The following is a 16,999-nucleotide window of genomic DNA, read 5'->3' as shown; positions in this document are numbered from 1 at the left end:
TACGTTCGATGAACCGACTTGCACGGATGGCGGCCGCGGTGGCCGTGTCCGGCGGACTCGGATTGGCGGGCCTTGCCCTGTCCACCGGTACCGCCCACGCCGACGGACCCAGCTATCAGGGTGGCAATTGCCCCGGCGGGCTCACCTGCACGCACTGGTGCCCGGGCGATCCGCTGATTCCCGGCGCCGAGTTCGGTGTCATCACCTGGGACTGGAACATCTGCCACGACTGGTACTGGAATTCCGAGGGCACGGTGGACATCGCCACCAACACCATCTATCCGTGGCGTGGCACACCGCATCAGGCGGCGCCTGTCCCGCCGGCACCACCGCCCGCCCCACCGGCGCCCCCGCAGCCACTGCCGGCGGATTGCCCGCCGTGGTCACCTTTCCTGGCCCCGTCCCGGTGCGGCGGGCTGTAATTCGACCCTGCTTGTAACGCCGCGGCGAAGAATGTCGATACTCTTCGCCGCTGCGTCATGCCCACGTCAATGGTGTTACGGCTCAGCATGTTTGGCTCCAAGAATCTCTCAAGTCCGCGGTCCTACTTTGAGGTCACCACAACAGCAGCGGACCTCCCGGACCGCGACCATCGAAGGAGCGCACCATGAACACCACCCACACCCTCAAGAAGATCGTCCTCGGCGCCCTGCTTTCGGGCGGCGTCGCCGCGGCCGGACTGGGCCTGACCGCCGGCACCGCTGCCGCGCAACCGCAGGGCCCCGGCGTCGGCGTCGACTACTCCGACGTCGGCCCGCTGGTCACCTGCAACGCCTGCCAGGTCGCCAAGCCCGGCGACGGCTCCGTCCGGGTCAACCCGGGCGCGGGCGTGACCAAGATCGGTGACGGCTCGGTCCGCGTGGCCGTCCCCAGCGCCGGGCACTGAGCACTTCAACAGGCTTCGGCCCGCCACCGGCTCCACCGGCGGCGGGCCGACCATCATGAAAGGACTGACCATGAAAGCGGTCGCATATTCGCTACCCGTCCTGGCGGTCGCCGTACTCGCCGGATGCACGGCCCAGCACTCATCCGCACCGGCTCCGACGGTGACGGTCACGGCGGCACCCACATCCACGATGCCTCCGGCGACGGTGACGGTCTCCGTGACACCGCCGCCAAGCCAACTGCCGCCGCCACCGGCCGAGCTCGGACCCTGCTCCGACGACGATCTCGTGGCCACCACCGGGGCCATGGAGTCTGCCAATACCCAGCGGCGGGTCGTGGTGTCCTTCCGGAACTCGTCCTCGCATGCCTGCACGATGGTCGGCTATCCGGGTGCCGTCCTGGTGACCCCTGCCGGCGGCGTGCTCGTCGACGTTGCGCGCCGGCCGGCCAATGCGGCGCCGCGGCTGACGCTGCAACCCGGCGAGGTCGGCAGCGCCGATGTGCTGACCTACGCCATCGACACGGACACCGGCAATTCCTGTGCCCGCTGGGGTCAGCTGGTGGTGACCCCACCCAACGGCTACGCGGCGCGGAAGCTGCCCATCGATCTGCCGATCTGTGGTGCCAACGTCAGTTCGGTGGGCTGAAACCGAACCGGCACGATGGTTGGACCAGGTGACGTACGTCAGAGGCCGAATTTGGCCCGGGCCTGCTCGGTCACCGGGGTGAACAGGTTGACCAGGTTGCCGTCCGGATCGCGGAACAGCAGCGCCCGGTTACCCCAAGGCATCGTGGTGGGCTCGGTGACGACGTCGCCGAGCTGCCCCCGCAGGCGCGCATACTCGGCGTCCACGTCATCGACGATGAACTCGACGATGACGCTCCGATTGACCCCGGCCTCGGCCGATCCCACACCGAACAGCGGCACCGTCTTGTCGCTGCCGATGGCCAGCGTCCCGCCCGGCGTGGGGATCTCGGCGAACAACTCATTGCCCCACACCGCGCCGATCTGGGTGACCGCCTCGTAGAAAGCGACCAGCCGGCCGACGTCGGCGGTGATGATGCGGGTGGATACGAATCTCATGCCGCGATGCTAGGCAGCGGCACCGACATCTTTGTGGCAGCAGATGGCAGCCGGGCGCACAGACATGGCAGGAATCGCGCGGCATCGTCACGGTATGAGCACCCGCGAATTCGTCGCCGAGTTCACCGACTTCTGGCGTGACCCGTCCCCGCAGCGGCTCCCCGATCTGCTTCATCCCGACGTCGTGCTGGTTCAGCCACTGGCGCCGGCGATGACGGGCATCGAGGCCGCCCAAGCGGAGTTCCGGCGTTTCTGCCACTGCCTGCCCGGACTGAGGGGCGAGGTCGATCGGTGGTGCGCGGGCGGGAGTCTGGTGTTCATCGAGTTCCGGCTGCAGGCGTTCGGCGGGAAACTGGAATGGCCGGTGGTGAACCGGCTGCACATCAGCGACGGTAAAGCCACCGAGCGGGTCACCTACTTCGATGCGCTGGGACTACTGCCCGGCCTGCTGCGCCACCCGTCGATCGGCTGGCGCTGGCTCATGACCAGCCGGCGACTCCGGTAGCTCTGCGCCCGCTCCCGAGCCCACCGAGACGGCGCGCGAGGTGTCCTTGAGCGCCACCCCGGACCGCCCGAGCGCGCGCGCACCGGCCACCAGGCTCGCCACCACCCGGGCCGCCTCCTGGTAGCCCAGCCCGTCGGGCGGATGAATGTTGGAGATGCAGTTGCGATCGGCATCGGTGCAGCCCGGCCGCGGCCGGTGGGTCAGGTAGATGCCCAGGCTGTCCGCGACACTGAGGCCGGGCCGCTCACCGATGATGACCAGCAACGTCCCGTACCCGCCGCGGGCGGCGATATGGTCGCCCAGCGCCACCCGGGCCTGCGTCGCGATGACCGGCGGTGCCAGCGAATATGCCTGTCCCAGTTGCGCTACCAACGCGGCCAGCAGCGGCGCACCGTGATGCATGAGCGCGGTCGGCGACAGGCCGTCGGCAAGTACGACGCCGATATCCGCGGAGCCGGCGGGTACCGCGGACAGGTCGGCCGGGCTGCGGCCCAGGTCCGGCCTGCGCAGGTACTCTCCCCGCGACGCCGCCCGGCTCGTCACCGTGACCGGAGCCCCGATACCGATCTCGGCAACGCTGCCGGCCAACCGCTCGACATCCAGTGGCAGGTGCACGGCGTCGCGGGCGGCGGCATGAGCGGCGTTGAGCTCCAGCACATCTCGGGTCGGCAGACTGTTACCGGCCCGGCCGAGCCCGATTCGGGCTTGGGTGGTGGTCCGTAGTTCATCCCAGAATTTCTGGCGCGCCAGTTCGTCGGAGCTCATGACGTCCCCGCCGCCGTCAGCGAACGCAGCGGAGACTGCGTGACATCGAACGGCGTCAGTCGGCCGGACGGGTCGATCATCCCGATTCGGCGCAGCCAGTCCTCGAATTCGGGTGCCGGCCGCAGTCCGAGCGTCCGCCGCGTGGACAGCACGTCATGGAACGACAGGCTCTGGTAGCCGAGCATGACGTCGTCGGCGCCGGGCACCGTGATGACGAAGGCGACACCGGCCGCGGCGAGCAGCGTGAGCAGATTGTCCATATCGTTCTGGTCGGCCTCGGCATGGTTGGTGTAGCAGACGTCGACGCCCATCGGCAGTCCGAGCAACTTGCCGCAGAAGTGGTCCTCCAGACCGGCGCGGATGATCTGCCGGCCGTCGTACAGATACTCCGGTCCGATGAACCCGACCACCGTGTTGACCAGCAGCGGTTGCAGGTCGCGCGCGACGGCGTATGCGCGCACCTCCAGCGTCTGCTGGTCGACGGGTTTGCCTCCGACCCCGAGATGGGTGTGCGAGCTGAGCGCCGAGCCCTGCCCGGTTTCCAGGTACATCACGTTGTTGCCCACGGTGCCGCGTTGCAGCGACCGGGCCGCCTCGTTGCCTTCCCGCAGCAGCTTGATGTCCACACCGAACGCCGAGTTGGCCCCTTCGGTCCCGGCGATCGACTGGAACACCAGATCGACGGGCACACCCTCCTCGATCAACCCGATGGTGGTGGTGACGTGCGACAGCACACACGACTGGGCCGGAATGTCGTAGCGGGACCGGATGGAGTCCAGCAGGTACAGCAGATCGGCTGTGGCGTGCGGTGAATCGGTGGCCGGGTTGATGCCGATGACCGCGTCACCACAGCCCAGCAGCAGCCCGTCCAGCACGGCGGCGGCGATGCCGCGGGGATCGTCGGTGGGGTGATTGGGTTGCAGCCTGGTGGCCAGCGTGCCGGGGGTGCCCACGGTGGTCCGGAACGCCGCGGTGACGTCGATGCCGGCGGCGACCGCGATCAGATCCTGGTTGCGCATGATCTTGCTGACCGCCGCGGCCATCTCCGGGGTGACCCCCGGGCTGACCGCAGCGATCCGCACCGCACCATCATCACGAGAAGCATTGTCCAGCAGCCAGTCCCGGAATCCACCCACCGTCAGATGCGAGATCGACGCAAAGGCCGCACGGTCGTGGGTGTCGATGATCAGCCGCGTCACCTCATCGTCGTCGTAGGCCACGACTTCCTCGGTGAGAAATGTCTGCAGCGGCAGATCAGCCAAAGTCCATGCCGCAGCTGCCCTCTCGGCATCGGACTCGGCAGCGCAGCCGGCCAGCTGGTCACCCGAGCGTAGCGGGGTGGCCTTGGCCATCACCTCGACGAGGCCGTCGAAGGTATAGCTGGTCCCAGAAACCTGCTGCCGGTAAATCATGTGAGTTCGCTCTCCGCCTTGGCCAGCATCGCGAACTCCTCATCGGGCGAGTTCGCCACCAGCCGGTGCCGGCTGTACACCGCGAAGTATCCCATGAAACCGGCGAACACGACGAGGCAAGACAACGCGGCGACGCTGTCCACCAGGAAGGTCGCGATGACCGCGAACACCGCGATGACGAGTGCGAAACCTGTGGTGACGGCACCACCGGGCGTGCGGTACGGCCGGCGCATCTCGGGTTCACGCCAGCGCAACACGATGTGGCTGACCATCATCAGCACGTAACTCAGCGCGGCGCCGAAGACCGCCATGTTGAGCAGCAGCGCACCCTTACCGGTCAGCGACAGCACGAATCCGATGACACCGGGAACGATCAGCGCGAGGGTGGGCGCCTTGCGAGAGTTGGTGACCGACAGTCGCGTTGGCAGATATCCGGCCCGCGACAGGGCGAACAACTGGCGGGAGTAGGCGTAGATGATGGAGAAGAAGCTGGCGATCAGGCCGGCCAGGCCGATGTAGTTGACCACCTTGGCGGCCGCGCCGCCGCCGAGCGCCTCCACGAGCGGGTTACCCGACGACGACATCTGCTCGGCACCGCCGGCGCCGGTGGTCAGGACCAGCACGGCGGCGCAGCTGACCAGCAGCACCGTGATCGCGGCGATGATGCCGCGCGGGACATTACGCTCGGGATTCGCGGTTTCCTCGGCGGCCAGGGGCACGCCTTCCACCGCCAGGAAGAACCAGATCGCGAAGGGAATCGCGGCCCAGATACCCATATAGCCGTGCGGCAGGAATGCCGATGCACCCGTGGCATCGGTGGGTGCGATGTTGGTCAGATTGGCGGCGTCGAACTGCCCGGCGGCGAAGACGGCGAAGATCACCAGGCCGACCAACGCCACCGCGGTGATCACGAACATCACCTTCAGCGCCTCACCGACGCCCGACAGGTGGATGCCGATGAACAGGACGTAGGCGGCCAGGTAGACCCACCAGCCGTCGGTGATGCCGAACAAACCGAGCGATTCGACGTAGGCGCCGATGAACGTCGCGATGGCGGCGGGCGCGATCGCGTATTCGATGAGAATCGCTGTGCCGGTGGCGAATCCACCCCATGGGCCGAGAGCGCGGCGGGCGAAGGTGTAGCCGCCGCCGGCGGCCGGCAGCGCCGAGGACAGTTCGGCCATACCCAGGACCAGGGCCAGGTACATGGCGGCGATCACCACCGCGGCGATGGCCAATCCACCGAATCCACCTTGCGCCAGGCCGAAATTCCAGCCGGAGTAGTCACCCGAGACCACATAGCTGACGCCCAGCCCGGCCAGCAGAATCCAGCCGGCGCTACCCGATTTGAGCTGCCGCTTCTGCAGATAACCGGCGCTCTCGAGATGCTCCTCCACCGCGCCGTGACTTGTCGTCACTTTCCACTCCCTCGATTGACGTCTGTGCTCACAAGGCCGCGTCGTGGCCGATGCGCGGCGGACGGGCTGGGGTGAGACTGCCCCTTAAGGTTGGTTTTCCAACCTTTAAAATAGTGTGACGGATGCCGTGCTGGTTGTCCAGCGGTACCGCTGGTCACATCCCGATCAGCAGATCAGAATGCGACCAGCGGTCGCCCAATCAGAAGAAGCCCGCGGCACTTTCGCTGTAGCTGACGAGCAGGTTTTTGGTCTGCTGGTAGTGATCGAGCATCATCTTGTGATTCTCCCGGCCGATCCCGGACTGCTTGTACCCACCGAACGCCGCATGCGCGGGATACTGGTGATAACAATTCGTCCACACCCGACCGGCCTTGATATCACGCCCCGCCCGATACGCGGTGTTGCCGTTACGACTCCACACCCCAGCACCCAACCCGTACAAGGTGTCATTGGCAATCGAGATCGCCTCGTCATAATCAGCGAACGACGTCACCGCCACCACCGGCCCGAAAATCTCCTCCTGAAAAATCCGCATATCGTTCCTACCGGTGAAAATCGTTGGCGCCACATAAAACCCACCACCCAGATCCCCACCCAACTCGGCGCGCTCACCACCAGTGATCACCTGCGCACCCTCACCCTTACCAATCTCGATATACGACAGAATCTTCTCCAACTGATCATTGGAAGCCTGCGCACCGATCATCGTCTCGGTATCCAACGGATCCCCCTGGCGCACCGCCTTCGTCCGGATCGCCGCCAACGCCAAAAACTCGTCGTAGATATCGGCCTGGATCAACGACCGCGACGGACACGTACACACCTCACCCTGATTCAGGGCGAACATGGTGAACCCCTCCAACGCCTTATCCTGATACGCGTCATCGGTCGCCAACACATCGCTGAAGAAAATATTGGGGCTCTTGCCACCGAGTTCGAGGGTGACCGGGATCAGGTTCTGCGAGGCGTACTGCATGATCAACCGCCCCGTCGTCGTCTCCCCGGTGAACGCGATCTTGGCGATCCGATTCGACGACGCCAACGGTTTACCTGCCTCCACCCCGAAACCGTTGACAATGTTGACCACACCCGCAGGCAACAAATCCCCGATCACCTCGAACAAAAACAGAATCGACGCCGGAGTCTGCTCAGCCGGCTTGAGCACAATCGCATTACCGGCCGCCAACGCCGGCGCCAACTTCCACACCGCCATCAAAATCGGGAAATTCCACGGAATGATCTGACCCACCACCCCCAACGGCTCATGAAAGTGATAGGCCACCGTGTCCTCATCGATCTGCGACAGCGACCCCTCCTGGGCGCGCAGCACGCCGGCGAAATACCGGAAATGATCCACCGCCAACGGGATGTCCGCGTTCAGCGTCTCCCGGATCGGCTTACCGTTATCCCACGATTCCGCCAGCGCGATCGACTCCAGATTCTCCTCGATCCGGTCGGCGACCTTGTTCAAGATCACTGCCCGCTCCGCCGGGCTGGTCCTACCCCACCCCGGCGCCGCCGCATGCGCAGCATCCAACGCCAACTCCACATCCGCCTCATCCGAACGCGGAATCTCACAAAACACCTGCCCCGTCACCGGCGTCGGATTCTCGAAATACCGACCCCCCACCGGCGCCACCCACTCACCACCAATGAAATTCGCATACCGCGAACGAAACGACATCAACGAACCGTCCGAACCCGGACGCGCGTAAACAGTCACAGTTGATCTCCTGCCCTAAGAATGAATGTGTCGATCGTCACTCAAGGTAGTTTGCAACCCGTTGCAGCACGGTTGGGAAAAATCACAACGTTGGTGCAACGTCAGGACAGCGCGGTGTCCAGCGCGGTGAGATGGCCACGGGTCTGAGCGCGAGTCAGCTCGTCGGCGCCGCGGTGGTCGTGCAACGTCTGCCAGCCGTGGCGGTCGTCGCGCGCCTCGGGAAGGTCCAGCCACCGGCGCAGGACGTGCGAATCGCCGGCCGAACTGGCGGCCAGCACCGCGCCGCGCAGGCTCGCGCTCAACTCGGTGCGCAACCGGGCTACCGCCGGCGAGCCGGACCGGGGCAGCAGCAACCCGCTGTAGCTGTCCAGCGCGGCGCCGACATCGCCGCGGCGCAGCGCGGCGAAGGCCTCACCCATGTCACTGTCCATCGGCCCGAGCAGGCGGTACGGACGCGAGCCGATCATCTCCGGCCCGACGATGCGGCGCAGCCGCGACAGCTCCGCCCGGATGGTGACGGAATCGAGCTCGCGTTCGTCGAGCAGCATCGCCAGGTGATCGCTGCTCAACCCCTCGGAGTGCTGAAGGAGCAGCACCAGGATCTCGGCATGCCGGCCGGACAGCTGCTGCGAGCGTGGCCGGCCGCTGTCGTCGACGGTGTGCCAGCACGGCCGGTCCGCGCCCAGCACGGTGAGACGCCCCACCGTTTCCGCCGCAGCGGCGGGAGTCTTGCTGTAGGCCAAGGCAAGTCGATGTTCGACGGCCACCGCGGTAGCCCGCACCAGGGCCAGCGTCTGCGCGGATGCGATGGCCGATCCCCCGGTGAGGTCGATGCTGCCCACCGGCAGCCCGGTGAGGGGATCGTGCACCGGCACCGCCGTGCATGTCCAGGGCCGGACCAGCCGGGAGAAATGTTCGTGCCCGTCGATCTGGACCTCGCGGTCCAGGGCCAGCGCGGTGCCGGGGGCGTTGGTGCCCGCGCCCTGTTCGCTCCAGTCGGCGCCGGGCACGAAGTTCATCGCGGCCACCTTGCGACACGCCTCGACGTCCCCTTCCACCCACAGCATGGTGCCGTCGGCGGCGGTGACCGCCACGACGACTCCGGAGTCGACGGCATATTCCACCAGCAATTTGCGGATGACCGGCAGCGCGACGGCCAACGGGTGACCGTTGCGCAGTTCCGACAGCCGCGCGGCCTCGGCGGCTTCCCTGGCGCCGCTGTCGGGGTCCACGCCCGTGGCCAGGCTGCGCTGCCAACTCTCCGCGACGAACCGTCGCAACGGTGTCTGACCGGCGACGATCAACTCGTGAGCAGCGCGCGCCGGGACGACCGACGCACTTCGCGACGGCTTCACCGACCTCGTCTTGTCTGCCACGACGTTCACGCTCCTGACGCCAGTGTCAACTACTCGCTGGCCATCGGGCCTTGCGCCGAGAATACCCGCACGTCAGGACGGGCGGAAGCGGTTCGGGATTGCGCCCGAACGGCCCACGCCGTCACGGTGAACGGCATCCCGGAACGGCGCCGGCGCTAGCATCGACCACATGGGTTTTCGCCGTGTGCGCCAGTTAGGCCAGTTGGTCGGTATCGGCGCGCTGGTCGCTTCGACGCTGGCGACCGGCACCACCCCCACCGCCTCCGCCGAACCATGCCCCGATGCCGAGGTTGTGTTTGCCCGCGGCAGCGGCGAGCCGCCCGGCGTCGGCGCCGTCGGGCAGGCCTTCATCGATGCCCTGCGCGCACAGGCCCCGGGCAAAACCATCGGCGTCTACCCGGTGAACTATCCGGCCACCAGCGATTTCAATGATCGGGCGGTCTTTCCGGCCACCATGTTCGACGGTGTGCACGACGCCACCGCACACGTTCAGGCCACGGCCGCGAACTGCCCGAACACCAAGATCCTTCTCGGCGGGTACTCCCAGGGCGCGGCGGTGGCCGCCTATGTCACCACCGCGGACATCCCCGCCGAGGTGCACGACCACGTCGCCGGGTTGGTGCTCTTCGGTCGGCCGACGGCGGCGCTGCTGTCCCAGTACGGTGCTCCGGCCGCGAACATCTCACCGCGCTACACGGGCAAATCGCTGGATCTGTGCGCACCCGCCGACAGCATCTGCGACGGCTCGCCGGCTACGTTGCTCTCCACGCTGGCACATGGCCTCTACACCTTCAACGGCATGGTCACCGGAGCGGCTGCCGCCGCCGCGGGCAGGTTGGCGTAGCGGGCTTCGACTACGTCTGCCCCTCCAACAGGTGGGCATACGGATCAGCCTCGCCACCAACGGATTCCGGCATCGGGTAGTAGGTCTTGATGAGCAGGTTCCCGTCGTCGTCCCACGCGAACGTTTCGATGCTGTGCGCGATTCCCACGTTCGGTTCGGTGCCGAAGTGGTTCTCACAGACCCAAGCCATTTCATTGCCGTTGACCTGAACGGTGATCATGTTGATCTTGAGGATCGACTGGAACATGTCGAAGGCGTCTGATGTCGCGGCGGCGAAACCGTGCTTCTCCTCGGTGCCGACGGGATCGAACATGCGGACCTCGCCAGGGCAGATGGTCCGCCACGAGGCGACCCACTCGTCCTTTTTGCCCGCGTTCCACAATTCGGCGTGCTTGGACGCGTGCGCCAATCGCGCCCGGCGGCTCGGTACCTTGCTCATCTCTGCCCATCTCCGTTCCATCGATGTGATGGTCACGATAGCTGGACACGTGTCCAGCCGGAAGGGCTGCTTCTCCGCCGACCGAGTGTGAGCCCTATGCGCGGCATCCCCGCCGATTGCGCGCACAACCCCCACACTCGGGGCATCCGTCAGACGTTGAAGCGGAACTCCACCACATCCCCGTCGGCCATCACGTAATCCTTGCCTTCCATCCGCACCTTGCCTGCGGCCTTCGCGGCGGCCATCGAGCCGGCCTCGATCAGGTCGTCGAAGGACACGATTTCGGCCTTGATGAAACCCTTCTCGAAATCGGTGTGGATCACCCCGGCCGCCTTGGGGGCGGTGTCGCCACGGTGAATCGTCCACGCCCGCGCCTCTTTCGGCCCGGCGGTCAGGTAGGTCTGCAGGTTCAGCGTGTGAAAACCGGCCCGCGCCAACGCATCCAGGCCACGCTCGGTCTGCCCGATCGACTCCAGCAGCTCGGCGGCCGACTCGTCGTCGAGCTCGATCAGCTCCGATTCGATCTTGGCGTCCAGGAACACCGCATCGGCCGGGGCCACCAGCGCACGCAACTCGGCCTGCTTGGCCTCATCGGTGAGCACCGACTCGTCGGCGTTGAACACGTACAGGAACGGCTTGGTGGTCATCAGGTTCAGCTCGCGCAACAACGACACATCGGTGCCGGCCGAGAAGAGCGTCTTGCCGGTGTCGAGCACCGCCTGCGCGGCCACGGCGGCCTCCAGCACGGCCTTGCGGTCCTTGTTGGTGCGCGCTTCCTTCTCCAGCCGCGGCACGGCCTTCTCCAGCGTCTGCATATCGGCCAGGATCAGCTCGGTCTCGATCACCTCGATGTCCGACCGCGGGTCCACCCGGCCGTCGACGTGCACCACGTCGTCATCGGCGAACGCCCGCACCACCTGGCAGATGGCGTCGCACTCGCGGATGTTGGCCAAGAACTTGTTGCCCAGCCCGGCACCCTCGGAGGCGCCTTTGACGATGCCGGCGATATCGACGAACGTCACCGGCGCCGGCACGGTCTTCTCCGAGCCGAACACCTTGGCCAGCGCATCCAGCCGCGGGTCGGGCAGCGCGACGACCCCTTCATTCGGTTCGATCGTCGCGAACGGGTAGTTGGCGGCCAACACGTCATTGCGGGTCAACGCGTTGAATAGCGTCGACTTGCCGACGTTCGGTAAACCGACGATTCCAAGGTTCAAGCTCACGGACTCCAGAGTCTAGAAGAAGGAAGTTGAGGGGCTTGCCACAGCGTGCTGGCCGCACACCGGCAGCCGAAGCCGGTACGGTCGATGTGTGTCAGGTCAGCCCGCAGAGCAGACGGATGCGGTGATCGACCGCTCCGCTCTCCCCCGTGTTCCGGGGTTGCCGTGGTGGAGCGCCGTGGTGATCGCGGTGATCTTCACCGCCATCGGTTTCGCTTTCGACGCCGGTGCAGGCGACAAGGAGCTCGGCGCGGTGTTCGCGACGTGCTACGTACTGGGCTGCCTGCTGGCGGTGCTGGCGGTCCGCCAGTCGGCGTTGTTCACCGCCGTCATCCAGCCCCCGCTCATCCTGTTCGTCGCGGTGCCCAGCGCCTACTTCCTGTTCCACACCGCCGAGATCGGCGGGGTCAAGGACATCCTGATCAACTGCGGATACCCGCTGATCGAACGCTTCCCGCTGATGTTCTTCACCGCCGCGACGGTGCTGGTCATCGGGATGGTGCGGTGGTACCTCGGCGCGTCGAACCGGCGCCTGTGGCCGGACAAGCCGGCCACCCATGTCACCGCCGCGGCGGCATCGGCCACGCCGGCCAGGCGCGTCGCCCGTCGCTTCGCCCAGACATCGCCCGCCGCCGACGACACCGACGAGGAGCTTGCCGAAGCGCCACCGCACCGGAGCAGCGCCCGCAGGCCCAACCGGTCCGCAGCATCGGCGGCCACCCGCCGCACCGGGCGGGCCGGCGAACCGTCCCGGGCGCGGCACACCAGACCGCCGGAGAATGACATCGCCGCGTCGGCCGAAGCCGTGGACCGCCGCGAACGGATGGCCGCGCGGGAACGTCCGGTCCGCAACCGTCGCGAAACCGAAGCACCGGTCGATCCGGTCCGCCAGCCGCGCCGTCCGCGCCCGTCCAGCAGGGACCCGCGCCGCGGCGCCCCGGCCCCGTACGAGCCGGCCGACTACTACGAGCGGCCACGCCGCCCCGAAGGCCTGGACCCCTACGGTCGCGATCCGCGGTACGACGAGCGTCCGCGTCCCCCGGCCAACCCCAGTCATCACCCGGTTTCCCGGGTTCGGTATCGCAGCAGCGACGACGACCGCTGAAAGCTACGAGCGCGGCGGGCGGATCTCCCGCGGCAGCGTGAACACCAGCGTCTCGTTGGCCGTGGTGACCGGCTGCACGGTGCCGTAGCCGTACTCGGCGAGCCGGTCCAGCACACCCCGCACCAGGATCTCGGGCACCGAAGCACCCGAGGTCACACCGATCGTGGTCACCCCGGAGAACCAGGCCGAGTCGATATCGTCGGCGTAATCGACCAGGTAGGCATGCTGCGAACCGGCGCCCAGCGCGACCTCCACAAGGCGCACCGAGTTCGACGAATTCTTCGACCCGACCACGATCACCAGCTCGCACTCCGGGGCCATGGCTTTCACCGCGACCTGGCGATTCTGGGTGGCGTAGCAGATGTCATCGCTGGGCGGATCCTGCAACGTCGGGAACTTCTCCCGCAGCCGGCGCACCGTCTCCATCGTCTCGTCGACGCTCAGCGTGGTCTGGGACAGCCAGATGACCTTGTTCGGGTCGCGCACGGTCACCTTGTCCACCGCGTCGGGGTTGTCCACCACCTGCACGTGATCGGGGGCCTCACCCGCGGTGCCGACGACCTCCTCGTGGCCTTCGTGGCCGACGAGCAGGATGTCGTAGTCGTCCCGGGCGAACCGCTTGGCCTCGTTGTGCACCTTGGTCACCAGCGGGCACGTCGCGTCGATGGTCTTCAGGTTGCGGGCCGCGGCCTCGACGTGCACGGTCGGCGCGACACCGTGCGCGGAGAACACCACGATGGCGCCTTCGGGCACCTCATCGGTCTGCTCGACGAAAACGGCGCCGGCCTTGGCCAGCGTGTCGACGACGTAGCGGTTGTGCACGATCTCGTGGCGGACGTAGATCGGCGCACCGTGCTTCTCCAGCGCGCGCTCCACCGTCTCGACGGCACGGTCCACGCCGGCGCAGTAACCTCGCGGTTCGGCCAGCAGGACGCGTTTGCCCGCCACACCTGAACTCACCGAGCTCGCAGCGCCCGGAATACCCATGTTCACAGTTGGCGGCATACCTTCCAGGGTACTGACCCGCCCCGGTGCCGGGCCAGCCGTAGGCTGGCACCCATGTCGACAGCACCATACGGAGTCCGACTGCTGGTAGGGGTTGCGGTGACCGCCCTGGATGAGACCCGCAAGCTCCCGCAGACCATCCTCGCCTACCCCATGACGGTGGCCAGCCAGGTCGCGCATCTGGTGATGAAGGTGCAGCAGGATGTCGCCGATCTGGTGATCCGCGGCGACGAGACACTCGAAGAGCTGTTCCCGCCGAAGGACGAGCAGCCCGAGTGGGCGACATTCGACGAGGATGAGCCCGACGATGTCGACGACGGCGCCACCGACATCCCCGTCGCCCGCAGCACCGAAGGCAGGTTCGCCCTGTACAGCGAAGGTGAGCCGGAACGCCCGGCGGACCCCGCCCCGAAGGCGCGCACCAACGGCTCGGCCCCGGCCGTCGTCGCCGACCTCGGCTATGACGCCCTGACGCTGGCGCAGCTGCGCGCCCGGCTGACGTCCCTGAAGGTCGACGAGCTGGAGGCCCTGCTGGCCTATGAGGAGGCCACCAAGGCCCGGGCCCCGTTCCAGACACTGCTCGCCAACAGGATCACCCGCGCGACGGCCAAGTGAGCGATCCCGGCCAGTCACCGGAGAACCCCTGGCCGGTGCGCGCGGTGGCCACCCGGGTGGCCAAATGGATCGATCGCCTTGGCACCGTCTGGGTGGAGGGGCAGATCGCCCAGCTGAGCATGCGCCCCGGCGCCGGGACCGTCTTCATCGTGCTGCGCGACCCGGCCGCGGACATGTCGCTGACCATCACGTGTGCGCGGGATCTGGTGGTGAACGCCCCGGTGAAACTCGCCGAGGGCACCCAGGTGATCGTGTACGGCAAGCCCGCCTTCTACACCGGACGCGGCACGTTCTCCTTGCGCGTCACCGATATTCGCGCCGTCGGCGTCGGTGAGCTGCTGGCCCGGATCGAGCGGCTGCGCCGGCTGCTCGATGCCGAGGGCCTGTTCGACCCACGCCTGAAACGCCCGATTCCGTTCTTGCCCAGCACCATCGGCCTCATCACCGGCCGCGCATCGGCGGCCGAACACGATGTCATCGCCGTCGCGTCCGCACGGTGGCCGGCCGTGCGGTTCGCGGTGCGCAACACCGTGGTTCAAGGACCCAACGCGGTACCCCAGATCGTCGAGGAGCTCAAGGCCCTCGACGCCGATCCCGCGGTCGACGTCATCGTGCTGGCCCGCGGCGGCGGCAGCGTGGAGGATCTGCTGCCGTTCTCCGATGAGACGCTGTGCCGCGCCATCTCGGCGTGCACCACTCCGGTGATCAGCGCGGTCGGCCACGAGCCGGACAATCCGTTGTGCGATCTGGTGGCCGACCTCCGCGCCGCCACGCCGACCGACGCCGCCAAGCGGGTGGTCCCCGATGCGGCCGCAGAACAGGCCCTGGTGCACGATATGCGCCGGCGCGGCGCGCAGTCGCTGCGGCACTGGGTGCAACGCGAACAGCACCGCATCGATGCGTTGCGGACCCGGCCGGTGCTGGCCCAACCGCTGCTGGCGCTGGACGCCCGGGCCGACGAGGTGCAGCGCGCCCGCGCGGCGGCCCGCCGCGATATCAACCGTTTGCTCGCCGCCGAGAGCGACCGGCTGGAGCACCTGACGGCACGGTTGTCGACGTTGGGGCCGGCGGCGACGCTGGCCCGCGGCTACGCCGTCGTCCAGGTACTGAGCGGGCAGGCGCCGGTCCTGCGGTCCATCACCGACGCCCCGGCGGGTACCCGGCTGCGGGTACGCGTTGCCGACGGCGCCATCATCACCACCAGCGAGGGATCCGATGAAGCCCATTAGTCAATTGGGATACGAAGAGGCACGCGACGAACTGGTCGAGGTGGTGCGCACGCTCGAGCAGGGCGGGCTCGACCTCGATGCCTCGCTCAAGCTCTGGGAAAGAGGCGAAGAACTGGCCAAACGGTGTGAAGAACACCTGGCCGGAGCGCGTAAGCGAGTCGAAGACGCGCTGGGGTCGACCCCCACCGAGGAAGATTGACAACGCAACCAGTGTGGGCCGGCGACCCCGGCGGGCTTTAAAACTGGAACACGTTTCATTTATGCTCTCGTCATGGGCGATGCATCACTGACGACTGAATTGGGCCGCGTTCTGGTGACCGGGGGCTCCGGTTTCGTCGGCGCCAACCTGGTGACCACCCTGCTGGAGCGCGGACACCAGGTGCGCTCCTTCGACCGGGTGCCGTCCCCGCTGCCCGACCACCCGAAGCTGCAGACCGTCGTCGGTGACATCACCTCGACCGACGATGTCGGCAAAGCCGTCGACGGCATCGACACCGTTTTCCACACCGCGGCCATCATCGACCTGATGGGCGGCGCCTCGGTCACCGAGGAGTACCGGCAGCGCAGTTTCTCGGTGAACGTCGAGGGCACCAAGAACCTGGTGCGCGCCGGACAGGCCGCGGGTGTCGCGCGCTTCGTGTACACCGCATCCAACAGCGTGGTGATGGGCGGCCAAGACATCGTCAACGGCGATGAAACACTGCCCTACACAACCCGTTTCAACGACCTCTATACCGAAACGAAGGTGGTGGCCGAGAAATTCGTGCTCGCCGAGAACGCCGAGCACGGCATGCTGACCTGTTCCATCCGGCCCAGCGGCATCTGGGGCCGCGGCGACCAGACGATGTTCCGCAAGGTGTTCGAGAATGTGCTCGCCGGACACGTCAAGGTGCTGGTCGGCAACAAGAACATCAAGCTGGACAACTCCTACGTACACAACCTGATTCACGGGTTCATCCTGGCCGCCCAGCACCTGGTGCCCGGCGGCAGCGCGCCCGGGCAGGCCTACTTCATCAACGACGCCGAACCGATCAACATGTTCGAGTTCGCCCGACCGGTGCTCGAGGCCTGCGGACGCCCGCTGCCCACCTTCCGGGTGTCCGGCCGGCTGGTACACAAGGCGATGATGTCCTGGCAGTGGCTGCACTTCAAGTTCGGCATCCCCGAGCCGTTGATCGAACCCCTTGCGGTGGAACGCCTTTACCTCAACAACTACTTCTCGGTGGCCAAGGCGCAGCGCGACCTGGGCTATCGGCCGCTGTTCACCACCGAGCAGGCCACCGCCGAAAGCCTCTCGTACTACACCGACCTGTTCCATCAGATGGCGAGCAAGGCCGGTCAACCCGCGCGCGTGTGAGTCGGCGGTACCGATTC

19 protein-coding genes are annotated in these 16,999 nt (G+C 67.0%); 10 read left to right on the top strand and 9 right to left on the bottom strand.

From position 1 onward, the window contains the following. Positions 1-8: 8 nt before the first annotated feature. From ACXPWS_RS06345 to ACXPWS_RS06335, 3 genes are all read left to right on the top strand, one after another. Positions 9-422: a hypothetical protein gene (locus tag ACXPWS_RS06345; protein WP_458711633.1), complete on the top strand. Its 414-nt coding sequence runs from the start codon at positions 9-11 to the stop codon at positions 420-422. Between the two features lie 185 nt (positions 423-607). Next, a complete protein-coding gene (locus ACXPWS_RS06340) occupies positions 608-886 on the top strand; it encodes a hypothetical protein (RefSeq protein WP_458711632.1) in 279 nt (92 codons plus the stop codon). Positions 887-956: 70 nt separating this feature from the next. Then, positions 957-1,532: a DUF4232 domain-containing protein gene (locus ACXPWS_RS06335; RefSeq protein WP_458711631.1), complete on the top strand. Its 576-nt coding sequence runs from the start codon at positions 957-959 to the stop codon at positions 1,530-1,532. A 38-nt stretch (positions 1,533-1,570) separates the two neighbouring features. On the opposite strand, the gene ACXPWS_RS06330 is transcribed toward ACXPWS_RS06335, so the two are convergent. Further along, on the bottom strand, positions 1,571-1,969 hold the full coding sequence (locus ACXPWS_RS06330; RefSeq protein WP_458711630.1) for a VOC family protein: 399 nt from the start codon (positions 1,967-1,969) through the stop codon (positions 1,571-1,573). A 94-nt stretch (positions 1,970-2,063) separates the two neighbouring features. On the opposite strand from ACXPWS_RS06330, the gene ACXPWS_RS06325 reads away from it, so the two are divergent. After that, the gene (locus ACXPWS_RS06325) at positions 2,064-2,474 is read left to right on the top strand and encodes a nuclear transport factor 2 family protein (protein ID WP_458711629.1); all 411 of its coding nucleotides are present in this window, start codon (positions 2,064-2,066) and stop codon (positions 2,472-2,474) included. Here ACXPWS_RS06325 and eutC read toward each other — a convergent pair. From eutC to ACXPWS_RS06300, 5 genes are all read right to left on the bottom strand, one after another. After that, positions 2,403-3,239, bottom strand: a complete 837-nt coding sequence (gene eutC / locus ACXPWS_RS06320) for an ethanolamine ammonia-lyase subunit EutC (RefSeq protein ID WP_458711628.1) — start codon at positions 3,237-3,239, stop codon at positions 2,403-2,405. The genes ACXPWS_RS06325 and eutC overlap by 72 nt on opposite strands. Continuing rightward, positions 3,236-4,651, bottom strand: coding sequence for an ethanolamine ammonia-lyase subunit EutB (locus ACXPWS_RS06315; RefSeq protein WP_458711627.1), 1,416 nt, complete (start codon positions 4,649-4,651; stop codon positions 3,236-3,238). Before ACXPWS_RS06315 ends, eutC begins: the two co-directional genes overlap by 4 nt. Further along, on the bottom strand, positions 4,648-6,069 hold the full coding sequence (eat, locus tag ACXPWS_RS06310; protein WP_458711626.1) for an ethanolamine permease: 1,422 nt from the start codon (positions 6,067-6,069) through the stop codon (positions 4,648-4,650). The genes ACXPWS_RS06315 and eat overlap by 4 nt, the downstream gene beginning before the upstream one ends. Positions 6,070-6,268: 199 nt before the next feature. Continuing rightward, positions 6,269-7,792 carry an aldehyde dehydrogenase gene (gene adh, locus ACXPWS_RS06305; protein WP_458711625.1) on the bottom strand — a complete coding sequence of 508 codons (1,524 nt, stop codon included), beginning with the start codon at positions 7,790-7,792 and terminating at the stop codon, positions 6,269-6,271. 101 nt (positions 7,793-7,893) lie between these two features. After that, a complete protein-coding gene (locus ACXPWS_RS06300; RefSeq protein ID WP_458713427.1) occupies positions 7,894-9,096 on the bottom strand; it encodes a sigma-54-dependent transcriptional regulator family protein in 1,203 nt (400 codons plus the stop codon). 241 nt (positions 9,097-9,337) lie between these two features. Here ACXPWS_RS06300 and ACXPWS_RS06295 point away from each other — a divergent pair, with 241 nt between their 5' ends. Continuing rightward, a complete protein-coding gene (locus tag ACXPWS_RS06295; protein ID WP_458711624.1) occupies positions 9,338-10,012 on the top strand; it encodes a cutinase family protein in 675 nt (224 codons plus the stop codon). Positions 10,013-10,022: 10 nt separating this feature from the next. Here ACXPWS_RS06295 and ACXPWS_RS06290 read toward each other — a convergent pair whose 3' ends face one another. Together ACXPWS_RS06290 and ychF are read right to left on the bottom strand one after the other, a co-directional pair. Beyond that, positions 10,023-10,451: a hypothetical protein gene (locus tag ACXPWS_RS06290; protein WP_458711623.1), complete on the bottom strand. Its 429-nt coding sequence runs from the start codon at positions 10,449-10,451 to the stop codon at positions 10,023-10,025. A gap of 149 nt (positions 10,452-10,600) precedes the next feature. After that, positions 10,601-11,674 carry a redox-regulated ATPase YchF gene (gene ychF / locus ACXPWS_RS06285; RefSeq protein WP_458711622.1) on the bottom strand — a complete coding sequence of 358 codons (1,074 nt, stop codon included), beginning with the start codon at positions 11,672-11,674 and terminating at the stop codon, positions 10,601-10,603. A gap of 88 nt (positions 11,675-11,762) precedes the next feature. Here ychF and ACXPWS_RS06280 point away from each other — a divergent pair, with 88 nt between their 5' ends. Beyond that, a complete protein-coding gene (locus tag ACXPWS_RS06280) occupies positions 11,763-12,776 on the top strand; it encodes a DUF6542 domain-containing protein (RefSeq protein WP_458711621.1) in 1,014 nt (337 codons plus the stop codon). A gap of 3 nt (positions 12,777-12,779) precedes the next feature. Here ACXPWS_RS06280 and ACXPWS_RS06275 read toward each other — a convergent pair whose 3' ends face one another. Then, positions 12,780-13,781, bottom strand: coding sequence for a 4-hydroxy-3-methylbut-2-enyl diphosphate reductase (locus ACXPWS_RS06275; RefSeq protein WP_458711620.1), 1,002 nt, complete (start codon positions 13,779-13,781; stop codon positions 12,780-12,782). 54 nt (positions 13,782-13,835) lie between these two features. On the opposite strand from ACXPWS_RS06275, the gene ACXPWS_RS06270 reads away from it, so the two are divergent. The 4 genes from ACXPWS_RS06270 (at position 13,836) to ACXPWS_RS06255 (ending at position 16,982) form a co-directional block, all read left to right on the top strand. Further along, entirely contained in the window at positions 13,836-14,396 is a 561-nt protein-coding gene (locus tag ACXPWS_RS06270; protein ID WP_458711619.1) for a lipid droplet-associated protein, read from the top strand. Beyond that, a complete protein-coding gene (gene xseA, locus ACXPWS_RS06265) occupies positions 14,393-15,625 on the top strand; it encodes an exodeoxyribonuclease VII large subunit (protein WP_458711618.1) in 1,233 nt (410 codons plus the stop codon). Before ACXPWS_RS06270 ends, xseA begins: the two co-directional genes overlap by 4 nt. Beyond that, the gene (locus ACXPWS_RS06260) at positions 15,612-15,824 is read left to right on the top strand and encodes an exodeoxyribonuclease VII small subunit (RefSeq protein ID WP_458711617.1); all 213 of its coding nucleotides are present in this window, start codon (positions 15,612-15,614) and stop codon (positions 15,822-15,824) included. Before xseA ends, ACXPWS_RS06260 begins: the two co-directional genes overlap by 14 nt. Positions 15,825-15,896: 72 nt before the next feature. Further along, positions 15,897-16,982: a 3-beta-hydroxysteroid dehydrogenase gene (locus ACXPWS_RS06255; protein WP_458711616.1), complete on the top strand. Its 1,086-nt coding sequence runs from the start codon at positions 15,897-15,899 to the stop codon at positions 16,980-16,982. Positions 16,983-16,999 lie beyond the last annotated feature (17 nt).

The organism is Mycobacterium sp. BMJ-28, assembly GCF_054404835.1.
Note: the sequence above shows the minus strand (reverse complement) of the source record. Positions and strands in the feature narration are given on the sequence as shown.